Source organism: Citrobacter amalonaticus, from assembly GCF_018252635.1.
GTDB lineage: Bacteria > Pseudomonadota > Gammaproteobacteria > Enterobacterales > Enterobacteriaceae > Citrobacter_A > Citrobacter_A amalonaticus_E.
Genome location: NZ_JAGTXM010000005.1, coordinates 207,483 through 226,894 on the forward strand (window position 1 = coordinate 207,483; position 19,412 = coordinate 226,894).

General features: G+C 52.8%; 16 protein-coding genes. 9 read left to right on the forward strand and 7 right to left on the reverse strand.

Annotated features, from left to right (window positions below):
- Window positions 1-122 precede the first annotated feature (122 nt).
- Window positions 123-530: a helix-turn-helix domain-containing protein gene (locus KE671_RS16555; protein ID WP_241029915.1), complete on the forward strand. Its 408-nt coding sequence runs from the start codon at window positions 123-125 to the stop codon at window positions 528-530.
- A 239-nt stretch (window positions 531-769) separates the two neighbouring features.
- A complete protein-coding gene (locus KE671_RS16560) occupies window positions 770-1,243 on the forward strand; it encodes a 4Fe-4S dicluster domain-containing protein (RefSeq protein ID WP_206163859.1) in 474 nt (157 codons plus the stop codon).
- A gap of 34 nt (window positions 1,244-1,277) precedes the next feature.
- Here the strand turns inward: KE671_RS16560 and avtA are convergent, their stop codons facing one another.
- Both avtA and malS read right to left on the reverse strand, forming a co-directional pair.
- Window positions 1,278-2,531, reverse strand: coding sequence for a valine--pyruvate transaminase (gene avtA, locus KE671_RS16565; protein WP_241029916.1), 1,254 nt, complete (start codon window positions 2,529-2,531; stop codon window positions 1,278-1,280).
- Between the two features lie 172 nt (window positions 2,532-2,703).
- On the reverse strand, window positions 2,704-4,734 hold the full coding sequence (gene malS, locus KE671_RS16570; RefSeq protein ID WP_206163861.1) for an alpha-amylase: 2,031 nt from the start codon (window positions 4,732-4,734) through the stop codon (window positions 2,704-2,706).
- A 316-nt stretch (window positions 4,735-5,050) separates the two neighbouring features.
- Here malS and KE671_RS16575 point away from each other — a divergent pair, with 316 nt between their 5' ends.
- Window positions 5,051-5,875 carry a protein bax gene (locus tag KE671_RS16575; protein ID WP_061075950.1) on the forward strand — a complete coding sequence of 275 codons (825 nt, stop codon included), beginning with the start codon at window positions 5,051-5,053 and terminating at the stop codon, window positions 5,873-5,875.
- Between the two features lie 50 nt (window positions 5,876-5,925).
- Here the strand turns inward: KE671_RS16575 and xylR are convergent, their stop codons facing one another.
- From xylR to xylF, 4 genes are all read right to left on the reverse strand, one after another.
- On the reverse strand, window positions 5,926-7,104 hold the full coding sequence (xylR, locus tag KE671_RS16580) for a D-xylose utilization transcriptional activator XylR (protein ID WP_206163862.1): 1,179 nt from the start codon (window positions 7,102-7,104) through the stop codon (window positions 5,926-5,928).
- Window positions 7,105-7,188: 84 nt separating this feature from the next.
- On the reverse strand, window positions 7,189-8,370 hold the full coding sequence (xylH, locus tag KE671_RS16585; RefSeq protein ID WP_206163863.1) for a xylose ABC transporter permease XylH: 1,182 nt from the start codon (window positions 8,368-8,370) through the stop codon (window positions 7,189-7,191).
- Window positions 8,348-9,889 (reverse strand): xylose ABC transporter ATP-binding protein, encoded by a 1,542-nt coding sequence (locus KE671_RS16590; protein WP_206163864.1) that lies wholly within the window; start codon window positions 9,887-9,889, stop codon window positions 8,348-8,350. The genes xylH and KE671_RS16590 overlap by 23 nt, the downstream gene beginning before the upstream one ends.
- Before the next feature lie 78 nt (window positions 9,890-9,967).
- Window positions 9,968-10,960 (reverse strand): D-xylose ABC transporter substrate-binding protein, encoded by a 993-nt coding sequence (gene xylF / locus KE671_RS16595; RefSeq protein ID WP_206163865.1) that lies wholly within the window; start codon window positions 10,958-10,960, stop codon window positions 9,968-9,970.
- A 363-nt stretch (window positions 10,961-11,323) separates the two neighbouring features.
- Here xylF and xylA point away from each other — a divergent pair, with 363 nt between their 5' ends.
- The 3 genes from xylA (at window position 11,324) to yiaB (ending at window position 14,717) form a co-directional block, all read left to right on the forward strand.
- A complete protein-coding gene (gene xylA / locus KE671_RS16600; protein ID WP_206163866.1) occupies window positions 11,324-12,646 on the forward strand; it encodes a xylose isomerase in 1,323 nt (440 codons plus the stop codon).
- A 99-nt stretch (window positions 12,647-12,745) separates the two neighbouring features.
- On the forward strand, window positions 12,746-14,200 hold the full coding sequence (gene xylB, locus KE671_RS16605) for a xylulokinase (protein ID WP_206163867.1): 1,455 nt from the start codon (window positions 12,746-12,748) through the stop codon (window positions 14,198-14,200).
- Window positions 14,201-14,369: 169 nt separating this feature from the next.
- Window positions 14,370-14,717, forward strand: a complete 348-nt coding sequence (gene yiaB / locus KE671_RS16610) for an inner membrane protein YiaB (RefSeq protein WP_206163868.1) — start codon at window positions 14,370-14,372, stop codon at window positions 14,715-14,717.
- Window positions 14,718-14,843: 126 nt separating this feature from the next.
- On the opposite strand, the gene KE671_RS16615 is transcribed toward yiaB, so the two are convergent.
- A complete protein-coding gene (locus tag KE671_RS16615) occupies window positions 14,844-15,839 on the reverse strand; it encodes an acyltransferase (RefSeq protein ID WP_206163869.1) in 996 nt (331 codons plus the stop codon).
- 177 nt (window positions 15,840-16,016) lie between these two features.
- On the opposite strand from KE671_RS16615, the gene KE671_RS16620 reads away from it, so the two are divergent.
- From KE671_RS16620 to glyS, 3 genes are all read left to right on the forward strand, one after another.
- Window positions 16,017-16,322, forward strand: a complete 306-nt coding sequence (locus KE671_RS16620) for a YsaB family lipoprotein (protein ID WP_206163870.1) — start codon at window positions 16,017-16,019, stop codon at window positions 16,320-16,322.
- 96 nt (window positions 16,323-16,418) lie between these two features.
- Complete coding sequence (gene glyQ, locus KE671_RS16625) at window positions 16,419-17,330, forward strand: glycine--tRNA ligase subunit alpha (protein WP_042323214.1); 912 nt, start codon at window positions 16,419-16,421, stop codon at window positions 17,328-17,330.
- 9 nt (window positions 17,331-17,339) lie between these two features.
- Window positions 17,340-19,409 carry a glycine--tRNA ligase subunit beta gene (gene glyS / locus KE671_RS16630; RefSeq protein ID WP_206163871.1) on the forward strand — a complete coding sequence of 690 codons (2,070 nt, stop codon included), beginning with the start codon at window positions 17,340-17,342 and terminating at the stop codon, window positions 19,407-19,409.
- The last annotated feature ends 3 nt before the right edge of the window (window positions 19,410-19,412 follow it).

Here is a 19,412-nt window from a genome sequence, read left to right on the forward strand (position 1 = left end):
AAAATGAACGCTTCAGGCATCTATTGAAATTAACTCTATTTTTTTTAAACTTGCGTAAGACAATATCTACAAGGACTTACACATGTTTAGCTATCGATAGTTCAGTAAAACGTGAGTATGTAATGATGGAATACCAGTTACATGGATTTATGATAGGTCGGGAAATATTTTTTGACATCAATGAGTCGAGAATTTTCAGGCTTCCGGTAAATAAAATGGATAGTGTAATTGCATTTGGCGGCGTTTTTTTTAATCGTACAATGCTACGCTTGTTCGTTTATCTTTTACTGAACGCCAGAACCCATTATGTTTCAAAAGATGAGTTACTCGTCAACATCTGGGAAAAAAATGAATTAAGTGCTTCCACACAGCGTTTGTCTACGATGGTAAAAAATCTCAACAATAAATTATATTTGCTGGGATTACCTCAGCATTCCATCGTTAGCGTAAAAGGAAGTGGATATATACTGGCACTCGATAATATTCAACCGCTCTACAGTGTGGTCGATGAGGCAGATTATCAAATATAGGTATCACTCAATCGGGTGCCAGCTTATTCCGTAGCGTGATGTCGCCTGCGGATTATTCCCCTGGACGTCAACGCCCAGGGTTTTTTTTATGTGTCTGGCAGGAGGCCGATCGCAGGCATAAGGCGAATTCCCTGAACGTATCTGGCATCTGACAAAATCCGACCATTTCCCCTGTTTGATCAAGGCAACCGCGCCATTCTCTCTGGCAATCTGTGGTTTTATGGCGGAGGGAGGGTGCAATGAACCGGTTTATCATGGCGGATGCGACGAAATGTATTGGCTGTCGTACCTGCGAAGTCGCGTGCGTGGTCTCGCATCAGGAGAATCAGGATTGCGCCGCAGTGTCTGCGGGGCACTTTGTCTCACGCATTCGGGTGATTAAGGAAAATACCTTTACCACCGCCGTTGCCTGCCATCAGTGTGAAGACGCGCCATGCGCCAATGTCTGCCCGACACAGGCGATTCGCCGCGATCGCGGACATATTTTTGTTGAGCAGGCGCGCTGTATTGGCTGTAAAAGCTGCATGCTGGCGTGCCCATTCGGCGCAATGAACGTCGTTGCACAAACCTCGCGCGTACAGGCGGTGAAATGCGATCTGTGTTGGCATCGTGATACGGGGCCAGCCTGCGTGGAGGCTTGCCCAACGGGGGCATTGGATTGCCTGGATGCGGCGAGCGTTCAGCGCCAACGTCTGCACGCTCAGCCTTTATAAGCGTATTACCCGGCCAGGTCAGGCCGGGCCGACGCTACTGATTTTCCGCCCAGGCGCGTTCCACCTCTTCAGCCAGAATTTTCACCCCAGCCTCAATTTTCTCCGGATCGGGAACATAGTTCATACGCATACACTGGTGCGTGTGCGGCCAGGGCTTATCGAGCCCCGGGAAGAAATAATGTCCCGGCACCATCAGCACACCGCGTGCTTTCAGACGCTGGTAGAGCAGCTCGGTGGTGATCGGCAGGTCCTGGAACCACAGCCAGAGGAAAATTGCCCCTTCCGGTTTGTGAATTAAGCAGCGGTTTTCAGGTAAGTAGCGGCGGATGATCGCAATAGTCTGCTGAACACGCTGAAAATAGAATGGTTTGATGACCGTTTCTGACAGTCGCATCAGGTCGTTACGCTTAATCATTTCGCACATCATGGCTGGCCCAATCCCGCCAGGCGCGAGGCTGATGATGCCGTTCATATTGGCGATAGCCGTAATGATTTTTTCATTGGCAATGATGATGCCACAGCGCGAGCCAGGCAGTCCTAGCTTGGAGAGGCTCATGCACAGCACAATATTGGGATTCCACAGCGGACGCGCTTCGCTAAAAATAATACTCGGGAACGGCACGCCATAGGCATTATCAATCACCAATGGAATATCGTGCTGGTTGGCAAGCGTATCGAGTTTTATCAGCTCTTCATCTGTGATGACGTTCCCCGTTGGATTGGTTGGCCGGGAGACGCAGATCATCCCGGTCTCTTCACCAATGTGCAGATGTTCAAAGTCAACGTGATACTTGAACTGGCCTTCTGGCAGCAGCTCTATATTCGGTCGTGCCGAGACGAACAGCTCCTCTTCCAGTCCGGAATCCGCATAGCCGATATATTCCGGCGCAAGAGGGAACAGTACCTTTTTGGTGGTCCCATCAGCGCGACGGCCTGCAAAGAGATTAAACAAGTAGAAAAATGCGCTCTGACTGCCGTTTGTTAGTGCAATATTCTGCGGTTCAATATCCCAACCCAGATTCTCCCGGAGCAGTGACGCGAGTGCAGTCAGCAGCTCGGTTTTCCCCTGCGGACCATCATAATTGCAAAGCGCATCAGTGAGTTTGCCGTTTTCCAGCATCTCCGTCAGGAGCGTATGGAAGTAATCCTGCATTGCAGGGATTTGCGCCGGATTACCGCCGCCCAGCATGATTGCGCCTGGGGTGCGTAAACCGTCGTTGAGGTCCTCCATCAGGCGGGTAATACCTGAATGGCGGGTGAATTTGTCGCCGAAAAGTGAAAATGTCATAACGGATGGTCTGTCAAACGCTGAGTCGAAGTGAGTTACCTTAACGCTAGCACTGACAGGGTGCAAATCGAGCTGATACGGTGGCTTTGGTGTTTTATGCTTATGGTTTTCTTCAGGGTAGTGTTTTACTTTGTGGTGTCTGAGGCGGGCTGACCTCAGACGCCACTTTACCTTAGCGTTGGCCTGCCCAAATAACCATCACCGCGTCGTCGCCGTGCTGGCGTACGAAGCCGTATCCCTGTTTGAGCGAGAGCGTGGTTTGCTTGCCCGCACCGATGGCTGAATGCCGGGCACGGAACTGACCGAGGCGCTGCCAGTGGGTCACGTTGTCTGCCAATTTCCCGCTGATATCTTGCCAGTTCATCTCTGAGCGTGTGCCCTGTAACGGGTCAGAACCGGTGGGACCGACAGGCCGTGCGGACTCATCGCCATAGAATATTTGCACAGCGCCGGGGGCTAACAGCAGCAACTCAGCGGCGTTATCTCCGCCTTCACGGAACAAACGAGTGTCGTGCGAAGACAGGTAGCTCAGGACATTGAATTCCTGTAATTTCTCCGCCATCTGTTGCCAGGTGAGATCCATTCCAGACAGGCAATCAACCGCTTTCGCCGCCTGCTCCTGATAGTCAAAGTTGATCATCGCGTCAAAGCCATGGCGATAGTAGTCGCTCTGCATTACGCCGTGGCCCCAGGCTTCGCCGGTCATCCAGAACGGCTTATCATCGAGCGCTTTGTCCGGATTCGCTTTTTTCCATTCAATCAGTGCCGCGCTGGCCTGGGTTTTTAACTGCTGCCAGGCCGGAAGTTCGACGTGTTTCGCCGTGTCGACACGAAATCCATCGACACCATAATCGCGCACCCACTGACTCAACCAGTGGGTCAGGTAATCCCGGGGCGTGTAGCCTTCAATGGCTTTTGCGCGCGTATCGGCTTTATGTCGATAAAACACCGGCAGGCCTGAGGGGATCGTCGATTCGGTTTTCAGATCCGGCAGGAAAGCCAACGACATTGTGAGATCGTCAAAACCAGGGTTGTCGTAATCGCCAATGTCAGTGCGGATCCATGCTTTCCCCCACCACTTTTCCCAGGCGGGCTTATCGCTAAAGTTGATGTAATCATTGAAGCTGTGCCAGCTCTGCCCGGCGGCGGGTTTCCAGTCTGTCCAGCGTTCACCGAGGGTTTTTGTCAGTTCATCACCAGCAAGGTAGAGCGCGCCAAACTGATATTCCTGCATATCTGCCAGCGTGGCGTAGCCGGTATGGTTCATCACCACATCAAAAAGAATGCGGATCCCGCGCTGATGGGCGCCGTCAATCAACGTGCGCAGATCGGCCTCGCTGCCCATATTGGCATCAAGCGTGGTCCAGTCCAGGGTGTAATAACCGTGATAGCCATAGTGCGGGAAATCGCCTTTTGTGCCGCCGCCCACCCAGCCATGGATTTGTTCGAACGGTGCGCTTATCCACAACGCATTCACGCCCAGTTGTTGCAGATAATCCAGTTTGCGGGTCAGCCCGCGTAAATCGCCGCCATGAAACGTGCCGATTTCCTCCATGCCGTCTTTATGGCGACCGTAACTCTGGTCATTGGACGTATCGCCGTTCTCGAAGCGGTCGGTGAGCACAAAATAGACTGTGGCGTTGTGCCAGTCGAACGGCGCTGGCGCGTCGGTCTCTGCCCGTTCCAGCAGTAACAGGCCATTACTGGCAGGCGAGGGTTGCAAAGTTATCTGTCCGTTTTTCACCGTGGCGGTCTTTCCGCTGTAAAAATCGCGTACTACGCTACCTTCCGGGAAAGTCGGCGCGACCGCTAACGTCAGTGGCGAGCCATCCCATTTCGGACACTGGCGCGCAACATTGGCGGTGGGTTCAGTCTCGCGCGGCACCGTAATCATTAACGTTGGCGTACCAGAGCGAGTATCAATTTCCAGGGTGTAGCGTCCGTCTTTGAACAGACGCCACTGCGGCGGGGTCCCTTCGCATGTGATCAGAGACAGCATCTGATTGAGTTTTATCGTATTAGCCGGCTGCCAGCACTGTTGGTCAAAATTTAGCGTTAATGAACGAGTACCCTTCGTCAATTCAGCGTGACTGGCAAACTTACCGGTTCCCTCAGCGGTAAAAGCGGGGAAGCCCTGAGAGGTCCATGTGGCGGCGCTTGCAATGCCCGGCAGTAGCGCGAGAGCGATGGCGGCAAGTTTCATTGTGCGGTCCTTTTTGCGGCGATGATAACCAGTTTGCCTGAGAATGCGCTGTTGAAACTCATCCTGGCGTTGCACTCCGCCAGGATGAGGGGCGAGGATGAGTGATGTTGGGCAAAAAATAGCCCTGATTTGCGATAACCACCACAAATCTTTCGAATTAGTCCCTTGCGGGATAGTTTATGCGTGACATGGTTTCGGAATTGGCCTATTCCTTAGGGTGCTCTTGATCGCTATTTTTGATATGATTTGAGATTCAACTCTCAAAATTGTGAAAAAGATAAGGTGTTGGAATGATTCAATCCGACCAGGAGACCTAATGATATTGACTCCCATACGACGATATGGGGCAATGATTCTTATGTTACTCACCATCGTATTTTCGGGTGAGGTGCTGGCAAAGACGCACACCACAACATCGAGTCAGAAGTCCCACGTAACCAAGACAAGTAATAAACAGGTAAGCAGTAAACAAGAGTATTCTCGCAATAGTGCAAAGAGCAGTTCACTTCCTGATTTGCGAAAATACCCTTCCGGAACACCAAGGAAAAAAGCGTTTCTCCGGACGGTGATGCCTTATATTACCAGTCAAAATGCTGCGATCACGGCCGATCGTAACTGGCTGATCTCAAAACAGTATCAGAACCGTTGGTCGCCGACTGAGCGTACGCGCATGAAAGATATTGCGAAGCGCTACAAGGTGAAATGGTCTGGTAACACGCGGAGCATTCCGTGGAATACGTTGCTGGAGCGCGTAGACATCATCCCAACCAGTATGGTGGCGACGATGGCGGCGGCAGAAAGCGGCTGGGGTACCTCTAAGCTTGCGCGTAGTAATAACAACCTGTTCGGCATGAAATGCGCGAAGGGGAGTTGTAACAATGCGCCAGGTAAAGTGAAAGGTTACTCTCAGTTCGATTCCGTCAAAGAGTCGGTCAGTGCTTATGTCATTAACCTGAACACGCATCCGGCTTACGCCTCCTTCCGTAAATCACGCGCGCAGCTGCGTAAAGCGGATCAGGAAGTGACGGCGACGGCGATGATTCATAAGCTGAAGGGTTATTCAACGAAGGGGCAGAGTTACAACAACTATCTGTTCGCGATGTACCAGGATAACCAGCGATTAATCGCAGCCCATATGTAATCCCCGAACGCCTTCTGCAAAGAAGGCGTTTTTGTTTCAACCTTACCGCCTCACATCAGCACTTCACTGTTCAGATCGCGATACTCCTTCGGCGTCGTGTCGTACTCTTTCTTAAAGACGGAATAGAAATACTGCAGCGAAGGGTAGCCGCACATCTGCGATATTTCGTTGATCGAAAGCGTCGTGGAAATCAACAGGCTGCGCGCTTTCTCCAGCTTTTCTGCATGGATCACCGCGTGAATGGTCTCTCCCACTTCTTCTTTAAACCGCTTCTCCAGATTGGAACGTGAAATCCCAACCGCATCCAGCACCTGATCCACTTTGATGCCTTTGCAAGCGTGGTTACGGATATAGTGCATCGCCTGAATGACGGCGGGATCGGAGAGGGAACGGTAGTCGGTTGAACGACGTTCAACGACGCGTACCGGAGGCACCAGAATGCGCTGTAGCGGCAGATCCTCATCGGCCAGCAGGCGATGTAGCAGTTTTGCCGCCTGATAACCCATCTGCCTCGCGCCCTGCGCCACCGACGACAGCGCAACCCGTGACAGATAGCGGGTCAGTTCTTCATTATCAATACCAATGACGCACAGCTTTTCGGGTACCGGAATATGCAGGTGTTCGCAGACCTGAAGCACATGACGGGCGCGGGCATCGGTGACTGCAATAATGCCCGTCTGCGGCGGCAGGGTTTGCAGCCAGTCTGCCAGCCGGTTCTGTGCGTGTTGCCAAAGTTCCGGCGCGGTTTCCAGTCCCTGATACACCACGCCACGATACTTTTCCTCCGCCACCAACTGGCGGAAGGCATGCTCGCGTTCCGCCGCCCAACGCTTTCCGCTGGAGGCGGGCAGGCCGTAAAAGGCAAAACGATTGACGCCTTTTTCTTTCAGGTGCAGAAAGGCGCTTTCAACGAGGGCATGGTTATCGGTGGCAATGTAATGGACAGGGGGGTAATTTTCCGCCAGATGATAGGAGCCTCCGACACCGATGATGGGCACACGGACATCAACTAACAATCGCGCGATCTCATCGTCGTCATAGTCAGCAATAACGCCGTCACCTAACCACTCTTTGATATTATCAATACGGGCGCGGAAGTCCTCCTCAATGAAGATATCCCATTCGGACTGCGAGGCTTGTAGATATTCACCGACCCCTTCCACCACCTGACGGTCGTAGGCTTTGTTGGCATTAAATAACAGGGTAATACGGTGACGTTTATCAAACATGGGTTCTGTCTCTGCTCAATCTTTCATAAACGACAATGCCGGACAGGAGTGACCGGCATAAAAATAGCCCTATTTTTCAGCAGCTCAGGCGCGTCGTTTTGTCGCTGAATCCATCCATACTGCCAGCAACAGAATCGCGCCCTTCACGATATACTGCCAGAACGTTGGGACATCCATCATACTCATTCCGTTATCCAGAGAAGCCATAATAAATGCGCCCATCACTGCGCCCGCAACGCTGCCGACTCCGCCTGCGAGGCTGGTTCCGCCAATAACGCAGGCGGCAATGGCATCCAGTTCAGCGATATTTCCCGCTGAAGGCGACCCGGCACCGAGACGCGAACTAAGGATGAGGCCGGCAATCGCCACCATCAAACCGTTGATGGCGAACACCGCCAGTTTGGTCCGCGCAACATTAATGCCGGAAAGGCGGGCGGCCTCCAGATTGCCCCCGATGGCATAAATACGTCGGCCAAATGCGGTTCGTGTTGCCATGAACATCCCGCCGAGCAGCAAAAATACCAGCAGCAGAACGGGGGTCGGCACGCCGCGATAATCATTCAATAGCCAGATCGCACCTAATACAATAATGGCAGTCAATGCCTGGCGGCCTACAACGCTGGTTGACGCCGGAGCATCGAGTCCCAGGGACTGCCGGCGCATGCGCCCACGCCATTGCCAACCGATAAACGCCATCAATCCGATCGCGCCGAGGGTGAAGCCCAATCCATTGGATAAGTAGCTTTGCCCAATCTGCGACATAGCGGAGCTGGTCGGCGATACGGTTGTACCATTGGTGATGCCGATGAGGATACCGCGAAACGCCAGCATCCCGGCCAGAGTCACAATAAATGAGGGAACTTTGCGGTAAGCGACCCACCAGCCATTCCAGGCGCCGAGCAGCAATCCCAGTACCAGCGTGACGATAATGGTGAACGGCAGCGGCCAGCCCAGCCAGACGTCGCAGATAGCCGCGACGCCGCCCAACAATCCCATCATGGAACCGACGGAGAGATCGATTTCCGCTGAGATGATGACGAATACCATACCGACCGCCAGGATCCCTGTAATCGCGGTCTGGCGGAGCAGGTTGGAGACGTTACGTGCGCTGAGATACGCACCGTCCGTTGTCCAGGTAAAGAACAGCATGATCACAATGATGGCCGCGATCATCACGAACACCTGTAGATTCAGCGATTTAATCCCGGGAAAAACGCCCGTCAGTGGGGCGGTGAGTTTAACGTCAGACGGATTGTTCTTCGACATGATGTTCGCTCCTCAAAGCGGCTTCCATCACCTGCTCTTGCGTCAGGTTATGATTGACCAGGTTGGCTTTCAGTTTTCCTTCGTGCATCACCAGAATGCGGTCGCTGAGTCCCAGCACTTCGGGCAATTCAGACGAAATGACGATCACGGCGATACCCTGCTGAACGAGCTGGTTAATGAGCTTGTAAATTTCATATTTCGCGCCGATATCGATGCCCCGGGTAGGCTCATCGAGGATAAGAATTTGCGGGTTGAGCAACAGGCAGCGCGCCAGAATGGCTTTTTGCTGATTCCCACCGCTCAGACGTCCGATCGCCAGATCAGGAGAGGACGTTTTGACTTTCAGACGTTGCAGGGATTCGAGTATGCATTTGTACTCGGCAGCATCGTCTAACTGGCTTACCTTGCCAGTAAACCGATCAAGCGCGGCGAGGGTAATGTTTTTCCCCACCGCCATGACCGGCACAATGCCATCGCGCTTGCGGTCCTCCGGGACCATGGCAATCCCGTGGGCGATGGCCTGCTGACAGTTGCGGATGTTAACGGAATGGCCGTCAATCACCACTTCACCTTCCCAGCGTCCGGGCCATACGCCAAACAGACACTGGACAAGCTCCGTGCGTCCCGCCCCCACCAGACCGGCAATCCCCAGGATTTCGCCGCGCTTTAGCGAAAAGGAAACGTCATTTACGCGCCGAATATGGCGATTGACGGGATGCCAGGCCGTGAGACGATCAACGCGTAAAATCTCTTCGCCGGTGGTGTGAGGCTCGCTGGGGTAGAGTGCGGTGAGTTCACGACCAACCATCATGGTGATGATATCGTCTTCGCTCATGCCGGCCGCGTCGCGGGTGCCAATATGCTTGCCATCACGGATCACGCAGATCGTGTCGGAAATGGCTTTTACTTCGTTCAGTTTGTGTGAAATGTAGATGCAGGCGATATCGTGCTGTTGCAGATCGCGGATGATCTCCAGCAGCACCGTTGTTTCCTGTTCGGTGAGTGACGCTGTCGGCTCATCCAGAATCAGCAGGCGCACCTGTTTATTCAGCGCTTTCGCAATTTCAACCAGTTGTTGCTGACCAAGGCCCAATTCGCCGACTCGGGTATCGGGCGAAATAGACAGGCTGACTTGCCTGAGCAATTTTTGACAGCGCAACGTCATCATGTCGTAATCAAGCACGCCATGACGGCTTATTTCGCTACCGAGGAAAATATTCTCCAGCACGGTTAAGTGTTTAACCAGCGCTAACTCTTGATGGATGATGGCAATCCCTTTGCGTTCGGTATCACGAATATGGTTGGCCTGTAGTGTTTCTCCGGCAAATACAATTTCACCTTCGTAACTGCCATGGGGATAAATACCGCACAGCACCTTCATCAGCGTCGATTTACCTGAGCCATTCTCGCCGCATAATGAAATAATTTCACCGGCATTCAGTCTGAGGCTGACGTTATCAATTGCCTTGACGACACCGAAGGTTTTGGTGATGTTCTTCATTTCAAGTAGACAGGACATAGCGACTCCGCAGTAGCCAATGAGAGAACCGGGCGTGGTGGGGAATGCGCGCCCGCAGCCATCGCTGGGGCGCAGCGCTTACAGTTCGCTCTGCTTATGGAATCCGTCTTTAATCACGGTCTCATTGATGTTGTTTTTGTTAACGTCGATCGGCGTCAATAAGCGGGAGGGGACATCCTTCAGACCGTTGTTTAAGGTGGCGTCGGCTTTAGGTTGTTGTCCGTTGCCCAGTTCTACGGCGATTTCGGCGGCGGTATTGGCCAGCAGCGTAATCGGCTTATAGACGGTCATTGTCTGTGTTCCTGCGACAATGCGCTTGATACCCGCAAGGTCGGCGTCCTGTCCTGAAATCGCGACTTTCCCTGAAAGCCCTTGCGCACTGAGCGCCTGAACCGCCCCGGCTGCCGTTGCGTCATTGGAGGCGACCACGGCGTCAATGTTGTTGTTGTTCGCGGTTAAGGCATTTTCCATAATTTTAAGCGCATTTTCTGGCAGCCAGCCGTCAACCCACTGATCGCCAACCACCTTTATTTTTCCGGAATCAATATACGGTTTTAAGACTTTCATCTGTCCGGCGCGGAAGAGTTTGGCATTATTATCGACCGGCGAACCGCCCATCAGAAAATAATTTCCCTGAGGGACGCGCTCAACTAATGCCTGGGCCTGTAATTCACCGACCTTTTCATTATCAAATGAAATATAGAAATCAATATCGGCGTCATTGATCATGCGGTCATAAGCTAAAACTTTAATACCTTCCTGTTTCGCCTCTTTAACCACGTTACTTAATACTTGTCCGTTATAAGGAATAATAACGAGGACATCCACCCCTCGATTAATCATATTTTCAATCTGCGACATCTGAGTTTCTTCATTCCCGTTCGCGGACTGGACAAAGACTTTTGCACCAAGCGATTCTGCTTTACTGACGAAAATATCGCGATCTTTCTGCCAGCGTTCGAGGCGCAGGTCATCAATCGCCATGCCGATTTTAATTTCTTTGGCATGTCCCGCCACGCTGGTGAGCAAAAGGGAGGTGCAGACAGTGAGTAAGAGATTCTTCATCTTCATAATCGTGATGCCTTTTGTTAGAGGGAGTAACAATAAAAGTAACAATCACAGCATAAGACGTTGCAGAATTTAGCAATTCATACGAGGAAGACAATTACAGATTTTTATCTTGCGGTTACGAAATTTGGTTTATTTCCTGAATTATGACCAGGATCGTACTTTTTAGCGTGGAGACTGAATGTTGCATTTATGCCAGCAGGGTACCCATTTTTTGCAAATGGATATTTTTATTTTGCGAGGTGGCGCACACTTGTGAATTCTCTCAATAGCAGTGTGAAATAACATAATTGAGCAACTGGATGGGAGTGCTCAATATTACGACATGACCTATTTCCGTCGTATTCCCTGATTATGGAGTTCATTATGCAGGCATATTTTGACCAACTCGATCGCGTTCGCTATGAAGGCCCCCGTTCCACTAATCCGTTAGCATTCCGTCATTACAATCCTGATGAGATCGTACTGGGCAAACGGATGGAAGATCATCTGCGTTTTGCCGCCTGCTACTGGCATACCTTCTGCTGGAACGGGGCTGACATGTTCGGTGTCGGGGCGTTTGATCGTCCGTGGCAGCAGCCCGGGGATGCGCTGGCGCTGGCAAAACGTAAAGCGGACGTCGCGTTTGAGTTTTTTCACAAGCTACACGTTCCATTCTACTGCTTCCACGATGTCGATGTTTCGCCGGAAGGTGCATCGCTGAAAGAATACAAAGATAATTTTGTCCAAATGGTGGATGTGCTGGCTGAGAAGCAAGCACAAAGCGGCGTGAAGTTGCTATGGGGCACGGCAAACTGTTTCACCAACCCACGTTATGGTGCCGGGGCAGCAACGAACCCGGATCCGGAAGTGTTCAGTTGGGCGGCTACCCAGGTGGTGACGGCGATGGACGCCACGCACAAACTGGGTGGTGAAAACTATGTGCTGTGGGGCGGTCGTGAAGGGTACGAAACCTTGCTGAATACCGACCTGCGTCAGGAGCGTGAGCAGATTGGTCGTTTCATGCAAATGGTGGTTGAGCACAAACACAAAACGGGCTTCCAGGGCACTCTGCTGATCGAACCGAAGCCGCAGGAACCGACCAAACATCAGTATGACTACGACGCGTCAACCGTTTACGGCTTCCTCAAGCAGTTCGGTCTGGAAAAAGAGATCAAACTGAATATTGAGGCTAACCATGCGACGCTGGCGGGCCACTCTTTCCACCATGAAATCGCCACGGCGATTGCGCTGGGTCTGTTTGGCTCTGTGGATGCCAACCGCGGTGACGCACAGCTGGGCTGGGATACCGACCAGTTCCCGAACAGCGTAGAAGAAAACGCGCTGGTGATGTACGAAATTCTCAAAGCGGGTGGATTTACTACCGGTGGTCTGAATTTTGACGCCAAAGTTCGCCGCCAAAGCACGGATAAATATGATCTTTTCTATGGCCATATTGGCGCGATGGACACGATGGCGCTGTCGCTGAAAATTGCCGCACGCATGATTGAAGATGGCGAGCTGGATAAGCGCGTCGCGAAGCGATACGCCGGCTGGAATAGCGAACTGGGCCAGCAGATCCTGAAAGGACAGATGTCGTTAAGCGAACTGGCACATTATGCTGAACAGCATAATCTGGCTCCGGTACATCAGAGCGGTCATCAGGAACAACTGGAAAACCTGGTGAATCATTACCTGTTCGATAAATAATTGACGTCGCCGGGTGACGCTGCGTTTTCCTGGTCGGTGATTTGACAGGCCCGGTGAGCGTTGCGGCACCGGGCATTTTCAGTTTAAGGAACCCACTTTATGTATATTGGGATCGATCTTGGCACCTCGGGCGTAAAAGCGATTTTGCTCAATGAGCAAGGCGAGGTGGTCGCATCGCAAACGGAAAAACTCACTGTCTCCCGTCCTTATCCGCTCTGGTCGGAGCAAGATCCCGAACAGTGGTGGCTGGCAACGGATCGCGCCCTGAAGGCGCTGGGCAAGCAGCATTCATTAAGTAAAGTGAAAGCGCTGGGGATTGCCGGGCAAATGCATGGCGCGACCCTACTCGACAGCAAGCAACAGGTGCTGCGACCGGCCATTCTGTGGAATGACGGACGTTGTGGCGAGGAGTGCGCGTTGCTGGAGTCAATGGTGCCGCAGTCACGCGCCATCACCGGTAACCTGATGATGCCTGGATTCACGGCACCGAAGCTGCTGTGGGTACAGCGTCACGAGCCAGCGGTGTTTCGCCAGGTGGCGAAGGTGCTGCTACCGAAAGACTATCTGCGTTTACGCATGACGGGTGAGTTTGCCAGCGATATGTCTGACGCGGCGGGAACAATGTGGCTGGATGTGGAAAAACGTGACTGGAGTGACGTGATGCTGAATGCCTGCGGCCTGAACCGTGACCATATGCCCGCGTTATTCGAAGGGAGTGAGATTATCGGCAAATTATTGCCGGATGTAGCCATGGCGTGGGATATGCCTGTGGTTTCTGTTGTTGCGGGTGGCGGCGACAATGCGGCAGGCGCAGTGGGCGTGGGGATGGTCAATGCCGATCAGGCCATGCTGTCACTGGGGACGTCCGGTGTTTATTTTGCTGTCAGTGACGGTTTCCTGAGCAAACCCGAAAGCGCGGTACACAGCTTTTGCCACGCGTTGCCTGAGCGCTGGCATTTGATGTCGGTGATGTTAAGTGCGGCTTCCTGTCTGGACTGGGCGGCAACGTTAACGGGTCTGGAGACCGTGCCGGCGTTGATTGATGCAGCGCAGCAAGCTGATGACGCAGCCGATCCTGTCTGGTTTCTGCCTTACCTTTCAGGTGAACGTACGCCGCACAATAATCCGCAGGCGAAAGGCGTTTTCTTTGGTTTGACCCATCAGCATGGACCGGCTGAACTGGCGCGCTCGGTGCTGGAAGGCGTGGGCTATGCGCTGGCCGACGGGATGGATGTGGTGCATGCCTGTGGCGTGAAGCCGCACAGCATCACGTTGATTGGCGGTGGCGCACGTAGCGCATACTGGCGGCAGATGCTGGCAGATATCAGCGGTCTGCAACTGGACTATCGCACCGGTGGCGATGTGGGACCGGCATTGGGCGCCGCTCGTCTGGCACAAATGGCGATGACCCCTGAGAGATCGCTGGTGGAACTGCTGCCGCAACTCCCGCTTGAGCAGACGCACATGCCTGATGCATCGCGTCATACCGTTTATCAACAGCGCCGGGAAACCTTTCGTCGCCTTTACCAGCAATTGCTTCCGCTGATGTCCTGAGTCTGAATCCCTCCTCCAACGCAGGGGGGATTAACTCAATGTATATGAAAAATCCATTAATACATTAAATGTATGGATTTATTCTGAAATTCCACTTCTCGCTCATTTTCCTGTGTTGTCCTTAATGGGTTGTCCCTAATCTGCTCCTCTATTGGATAAGGAGATCCCAGTGAAAAGCTCAACGTTAATTTCATGGTTGTTGCTCATTTCCGGCACATCGACTTACGTCATCGGCTTAGGAATGGCATGTCCGTCACTGAGCGGAAAGGGCTATTTTCTCAGCGTCCTGACAACCGCAATATTTGTTACGTACGCTTATCTGCGTGAGGAAAAAGGCGGGCAACTGGACGATGGCTTCGTTACCGTGTGCCAAATGGTCGCGCTGATCACGCTGGGGTTGTTTCTGGTCGGTATCCTCAACGCGCCGCTATCACTGCGTGGGCGGGGGCTCTATACAGTGGCGTTCTTCGTGGGTCTACTGGGTTTTGTGCGGCTGATTCGTGTGTCGGGTCATTAAATAAGAGGGGATCACTTTGCTGTGGGGTTTCCTGGTTTGCTATCTGTTGCGGCGTCTGAGACGGCGCGCTCTGATAATGGTTTGAGTCTCTCTGAATACCCGGCGTCGGGGCCGGGTATTTCAACATCAACTGACCAGCCTGCGCGTATCGACGCGTTGTAACAGCATTGAAAGCAGTAAACTGCCCGCAAGGGTGGCGCTAAAAATCCATAACATGTCCAGCGGCGGCCAGCGTTTGATTTCCAGCCCACTGGTGCGCAACGCATGAATAATAAGCGCATGAAAGCCATAAATGGCGAGCGAATGGCGGGAAATCAGTCCCAGTCCAGGGACCGTTTGTGTATTCAGCGTGTTTTTCACCAGCGTGAGTAGCGCGACGGCACAGATAAAGACCATGGGACCGCAATAGAGATACCAGGTATCGGCAAAATTGCCGCGCCACTGTAATTCATGCAGCGTCCCGCGAGAGATGATCCACACCGCAATCACGAAAAGCCCCGCGCTTAACCAGGAAAGTGCGCGTTTCTGCGTCTCCATCATGCCGATAGCGCGCCCCAGCATTCCGTACACAATGTAGTAAAAGGTATCGCCGTTGATATACAAATTGATCGGTAACCACTGGAACCCGCCCACTTTTTGCGACACGGTATTCGGGTTGGCGAGGACGCCAATGACTACCATCAGTACCAGCAGCATTTTACCGCTGACGTTTTTCACCTGAATCAGCGGTGAGACCAGGTAGATCACGGCGATCGCAAAGAAAAACCACAGGTGATAGAACACCGGTTTTTGCAGCAGATTTTTTAAAGAAAGCTCTGCGTTAATCGAGGTAAACAGTGTGATGTAGAGCAGAGCAACGGCGCTGTAGAACAGCAGGCACAGCGCGATGCGTAAAAAATGGCGCGATTGTGCGCTGCGCTCGCCAAAAAAGAGGTAGCCCGAAATCATAAAAAACAACGGAACACTGACGCGTGAAGCCGAATTCAGTATGTTGGCAAGATCCCAGCTAGCGGGACTGACGCTTTGTGCATTAGTGATATACCAGGTTGTGGTGTGGATCATGACCACCATCAGACAGGCGATCCCTCGCAGGTTGTCAATCCAGAAAATTTTGGGCTGCATCAGTTCCTCTGTTTTCGTTTCAAAAATGCTCTGACTCACATTTTGTCAGCCTGTCCCGCTGGATTAATCTGAGTTTTTACACTAAAGCTTGTGATGGTCCGATGAGATTCGCAAAATGCGTCTGCCATACCGAACGTAATAATAATAAGACTGATCAGTAAATTAGGCGGTAATAAAATGATGATGAAATCTTTCTTTCCAGTAATGGTGATTCTGCTGTTGGCAGGATGTACCCCTTCCCAGCCATCGCCGACACAAAAGGCGCAGAAAGTGAAAGTCAGTCCTATGCGCACGCTGGATATGGAAGCGCTGTGCAAAGAGCAGGCTGCTCGCCGCTATAATACCGCTACGCAGAAAATTGATGTCACGGGCTTTGAACAATTTCAGGGGAGTTATGAGATGCGCGGTGCTACCTTCCGTAAAGAGAGTTTTGTGTGCTCTTTTGACGCGGATGGGCAGTTTTTACATCTTTCCATGCGCTGAGCCCTGCCTTTTTCCCGTTTCGTACTGTATATCTTGCAGTCAGCGGGTATACTGATCCCTTCCTTTTAAAACCACACGTATCCAGCACGAAATACTATGCAAAAGTTTGATACCAAGACCTTCCAGGGCCTGATCCTGACATTACAGGATTACTGGGCTCGTCAGGGCTGTACCATTGTTCAACCTTTGGACATGGAAGTGGGCGCAGGCACCTCGCACCCGATGACCAGCCTGCGCGCGTTGGGGCCAGAACCGATGGCAACCGCGTATGTGCAACCTTCTCGCCGTCCTACCGATGGACGCTACGGCGAAAACCCAAACCGTTTACAGCACTACTATCAGTTCCAGGTGGTGATTAAGCCCTCCCCGGACAACATTCAGGAGCTGTATCTCGGCTCGCTGAAAGAGCTGGGTATGGATCCCACCATTCACGATATTCGGTTCGTGGAAGACAACTGGGAAAACCCGACGCTGGGAGCCTGGGGGCTCGGTTGGGAAGTGTGGCTTAACGGGATGGAAGTGACGCAGTTCACTTACTTCCAGCAGGTGGGCGGACTGGAATGTAAGCCGATCACCGGTGAAATCACCTATGGTCTGGAACGTCTGGCGATGTACATTCAGGGCGTAGACAGCGTTTACGACCTGGTCTGGAGCGACGGCCCGCTGGGTAAAACCACTTACGGCGACGTGTTCCATCAGAACGAAGTGGAGCAATCCACCTACAACTTCGAATACGCGGATGTGGACTTCCTGTTCACCTGCTTTGAGCAGTACGAGAAAGAAGCGCAGCAACTGCTGGCGCTGGAAACGCCGCTGCCGCTGCCTGCCTACGAGCGTATTCTGAAGGCCGCCCATAGCTTCAACCTGCTGGATGCGCGTAAAGCCATCTCCGTCACCGAACGTCAGCGCTATATTCTGCGTATTCGTACCCTGACCAAAGCAGTGGCAGAAGCTTACTACGCTTCCCGTGAAGCCCTCGGCTTCCCGATGTGCAATAAAGACAAATAAGAGGCGGCCATGTCTGAGAAAACTTTCCTGGTGGAAATCGGCACTGAAGAGCTGCCACCAAAAGCCCTGCGCAGCCTGGCGGAATCCTTTGCTGCGAACGTGACGGCGGAGCTGGACAACGCCGGCATCGCCCACGGCAACGTTGAATGGTTTGCGGCGCCGCGTCGTCTGGCGCTGAAAATCGCTAATCTGGCGGAATCCCAGCCCGATCGCGAAGTTGAAAAACGCGGCCCGGCGATTGCCCAGGCATTTGATGCCGATGGCAAACCGAGCAAAGCGGCAGAAGGTTGGGCTCGGGGGTGTGGCATTACCGTTGACCAGGCCGAGCGTCTGACCACCGATAAAGGCGAATGGCTGCTGTATCGTGCGCATGTCAAAGGCGAAAGCGCCGAAGCGCTGTTGCCAAACATGGTAGCTACGTCGCTGGCGAAACTGCCGATCCCGAAACTGATGCGCTGGGGAGCAAGCGACGTGCATTTCGTGCGTCCGGTTCATACAGTAACCCTGCTGCTGGGCGATAAAGTTATTCCGGCGACCATTCTGGGTATCCAGTCCGATCGCATTATTCGCGGCCATCGCTTTATGGGTGAGCCGGAGTTCACTATCGACAATGCCGATCAGTATCCGCAGATCCTGCTGGAGCGTGGTAAGGTCATTGCCGACTACGAACAACGTAAAGCCAAAATCAAAGCGGATGCCGAAGAAGCGGCGCGTAAAATTGGCGGTAATGCCGATCTGAGCGAAAGTCTGCTGGAAGAAGTGACCTCGCTGGTGGAATGGCCGGTGGTACTGACGGCGAAATTTGAAGAGAAATTCCTCGCGGTGCCATCTGAAGCGCTGGTGTACACCATGAAAGGTGACCAGAAGTACTTCCCGGTCTACGCCAACGATGGCAAACTGCTGCCAAATTTCATCTTTGTTGCGAACATCGAGTCGAAAGACCCTCAACAAATCATCTCCGGTAACGAGAAGGTAGTGCGCCCGCGTCTGGCGGATGCCGAGTTCTTCTTCAATACTGACCGTAAAAAACGACTGGAAGATCATCTCCCGCGTCTGCAAACCGTGCTGTTCCAGCAGCAACTGGGTACGCTGCGCGACAAGACCGATCGTATTCAGGCGCTGGCGGGCTGGATTGCCGGTCAGATTGGTGCAGACGTTAACCATGCCACCCGTGCGGGCCTGCTGTCGAAATGTGACCTGATGACCAACATGGTCTTTGAGTTCACCGACACCCAGGGCGTGATGGGTATGCACTACGCGCGTCACGATGGTGAAGCGGAAGATGTTGCGGTTGCCCTGAACGAACAGTATCAGCCGCGTTTCGCCGGTGATGACCTGCCGTCTAATCCGATTGCCTGCGCACTGGCGATTGCCGATAAGATGGATACCCTGGCGGGTATCTTCGGTATCGGTCAGCACCCGAAAGGGGACAAAGATCCGTTCGCTCTGCGTCGTGCCGCGCTGGGCGTGCTGCGCATTATCGTTGAGAAGAACCTGAACCTCGATCTGCAGACCCTGACGGAAGAAGCGGTACGTCTGTACGGTGATAAGCTGACCAACGCTAACGTGGTTGATGACGTTATCGACTTTATGCTCGGCCGCTTCCGTGCCTGGTATCAGGATGAAGGTTACACTGTGGACACCATCCAGGCGGTGCTGGCGCGTCGTCCGACCCGTCCGGCGGATTTTGATGCACGTATGAAGGCGGTCTCTCACTTCCGTTCACTGGAAGCCGCGTCTGCTCTGGCGGCAGCCAACAAGCGTGTCTCGAATATCCTGGCGAAGTCTGAAGACACGCTGAACGAGCGTGTGAACGCTGCGACGCTGAAAGAGCCGGAGGAGATCGCGCTGGCGATGCAGGTTGTCGTGCTGCGTGACAAGCTCGAGCCGTACTTTGCCGAAGGTCGTTACCAGGACGCGCTGGTCGAACTGGCTGAACTGCGTGAGCCGATCGATTTATTCTTCGAAAAAGTGATGGTGAATGTCGAAGATAAAGAGCTCCGTATCAACCGTCTCTCTATGCTCGAAAAACTGCGCGAGCTGTTCCTGCGCGTGGCGGATATTTCGCTGCTGCAATAAGCG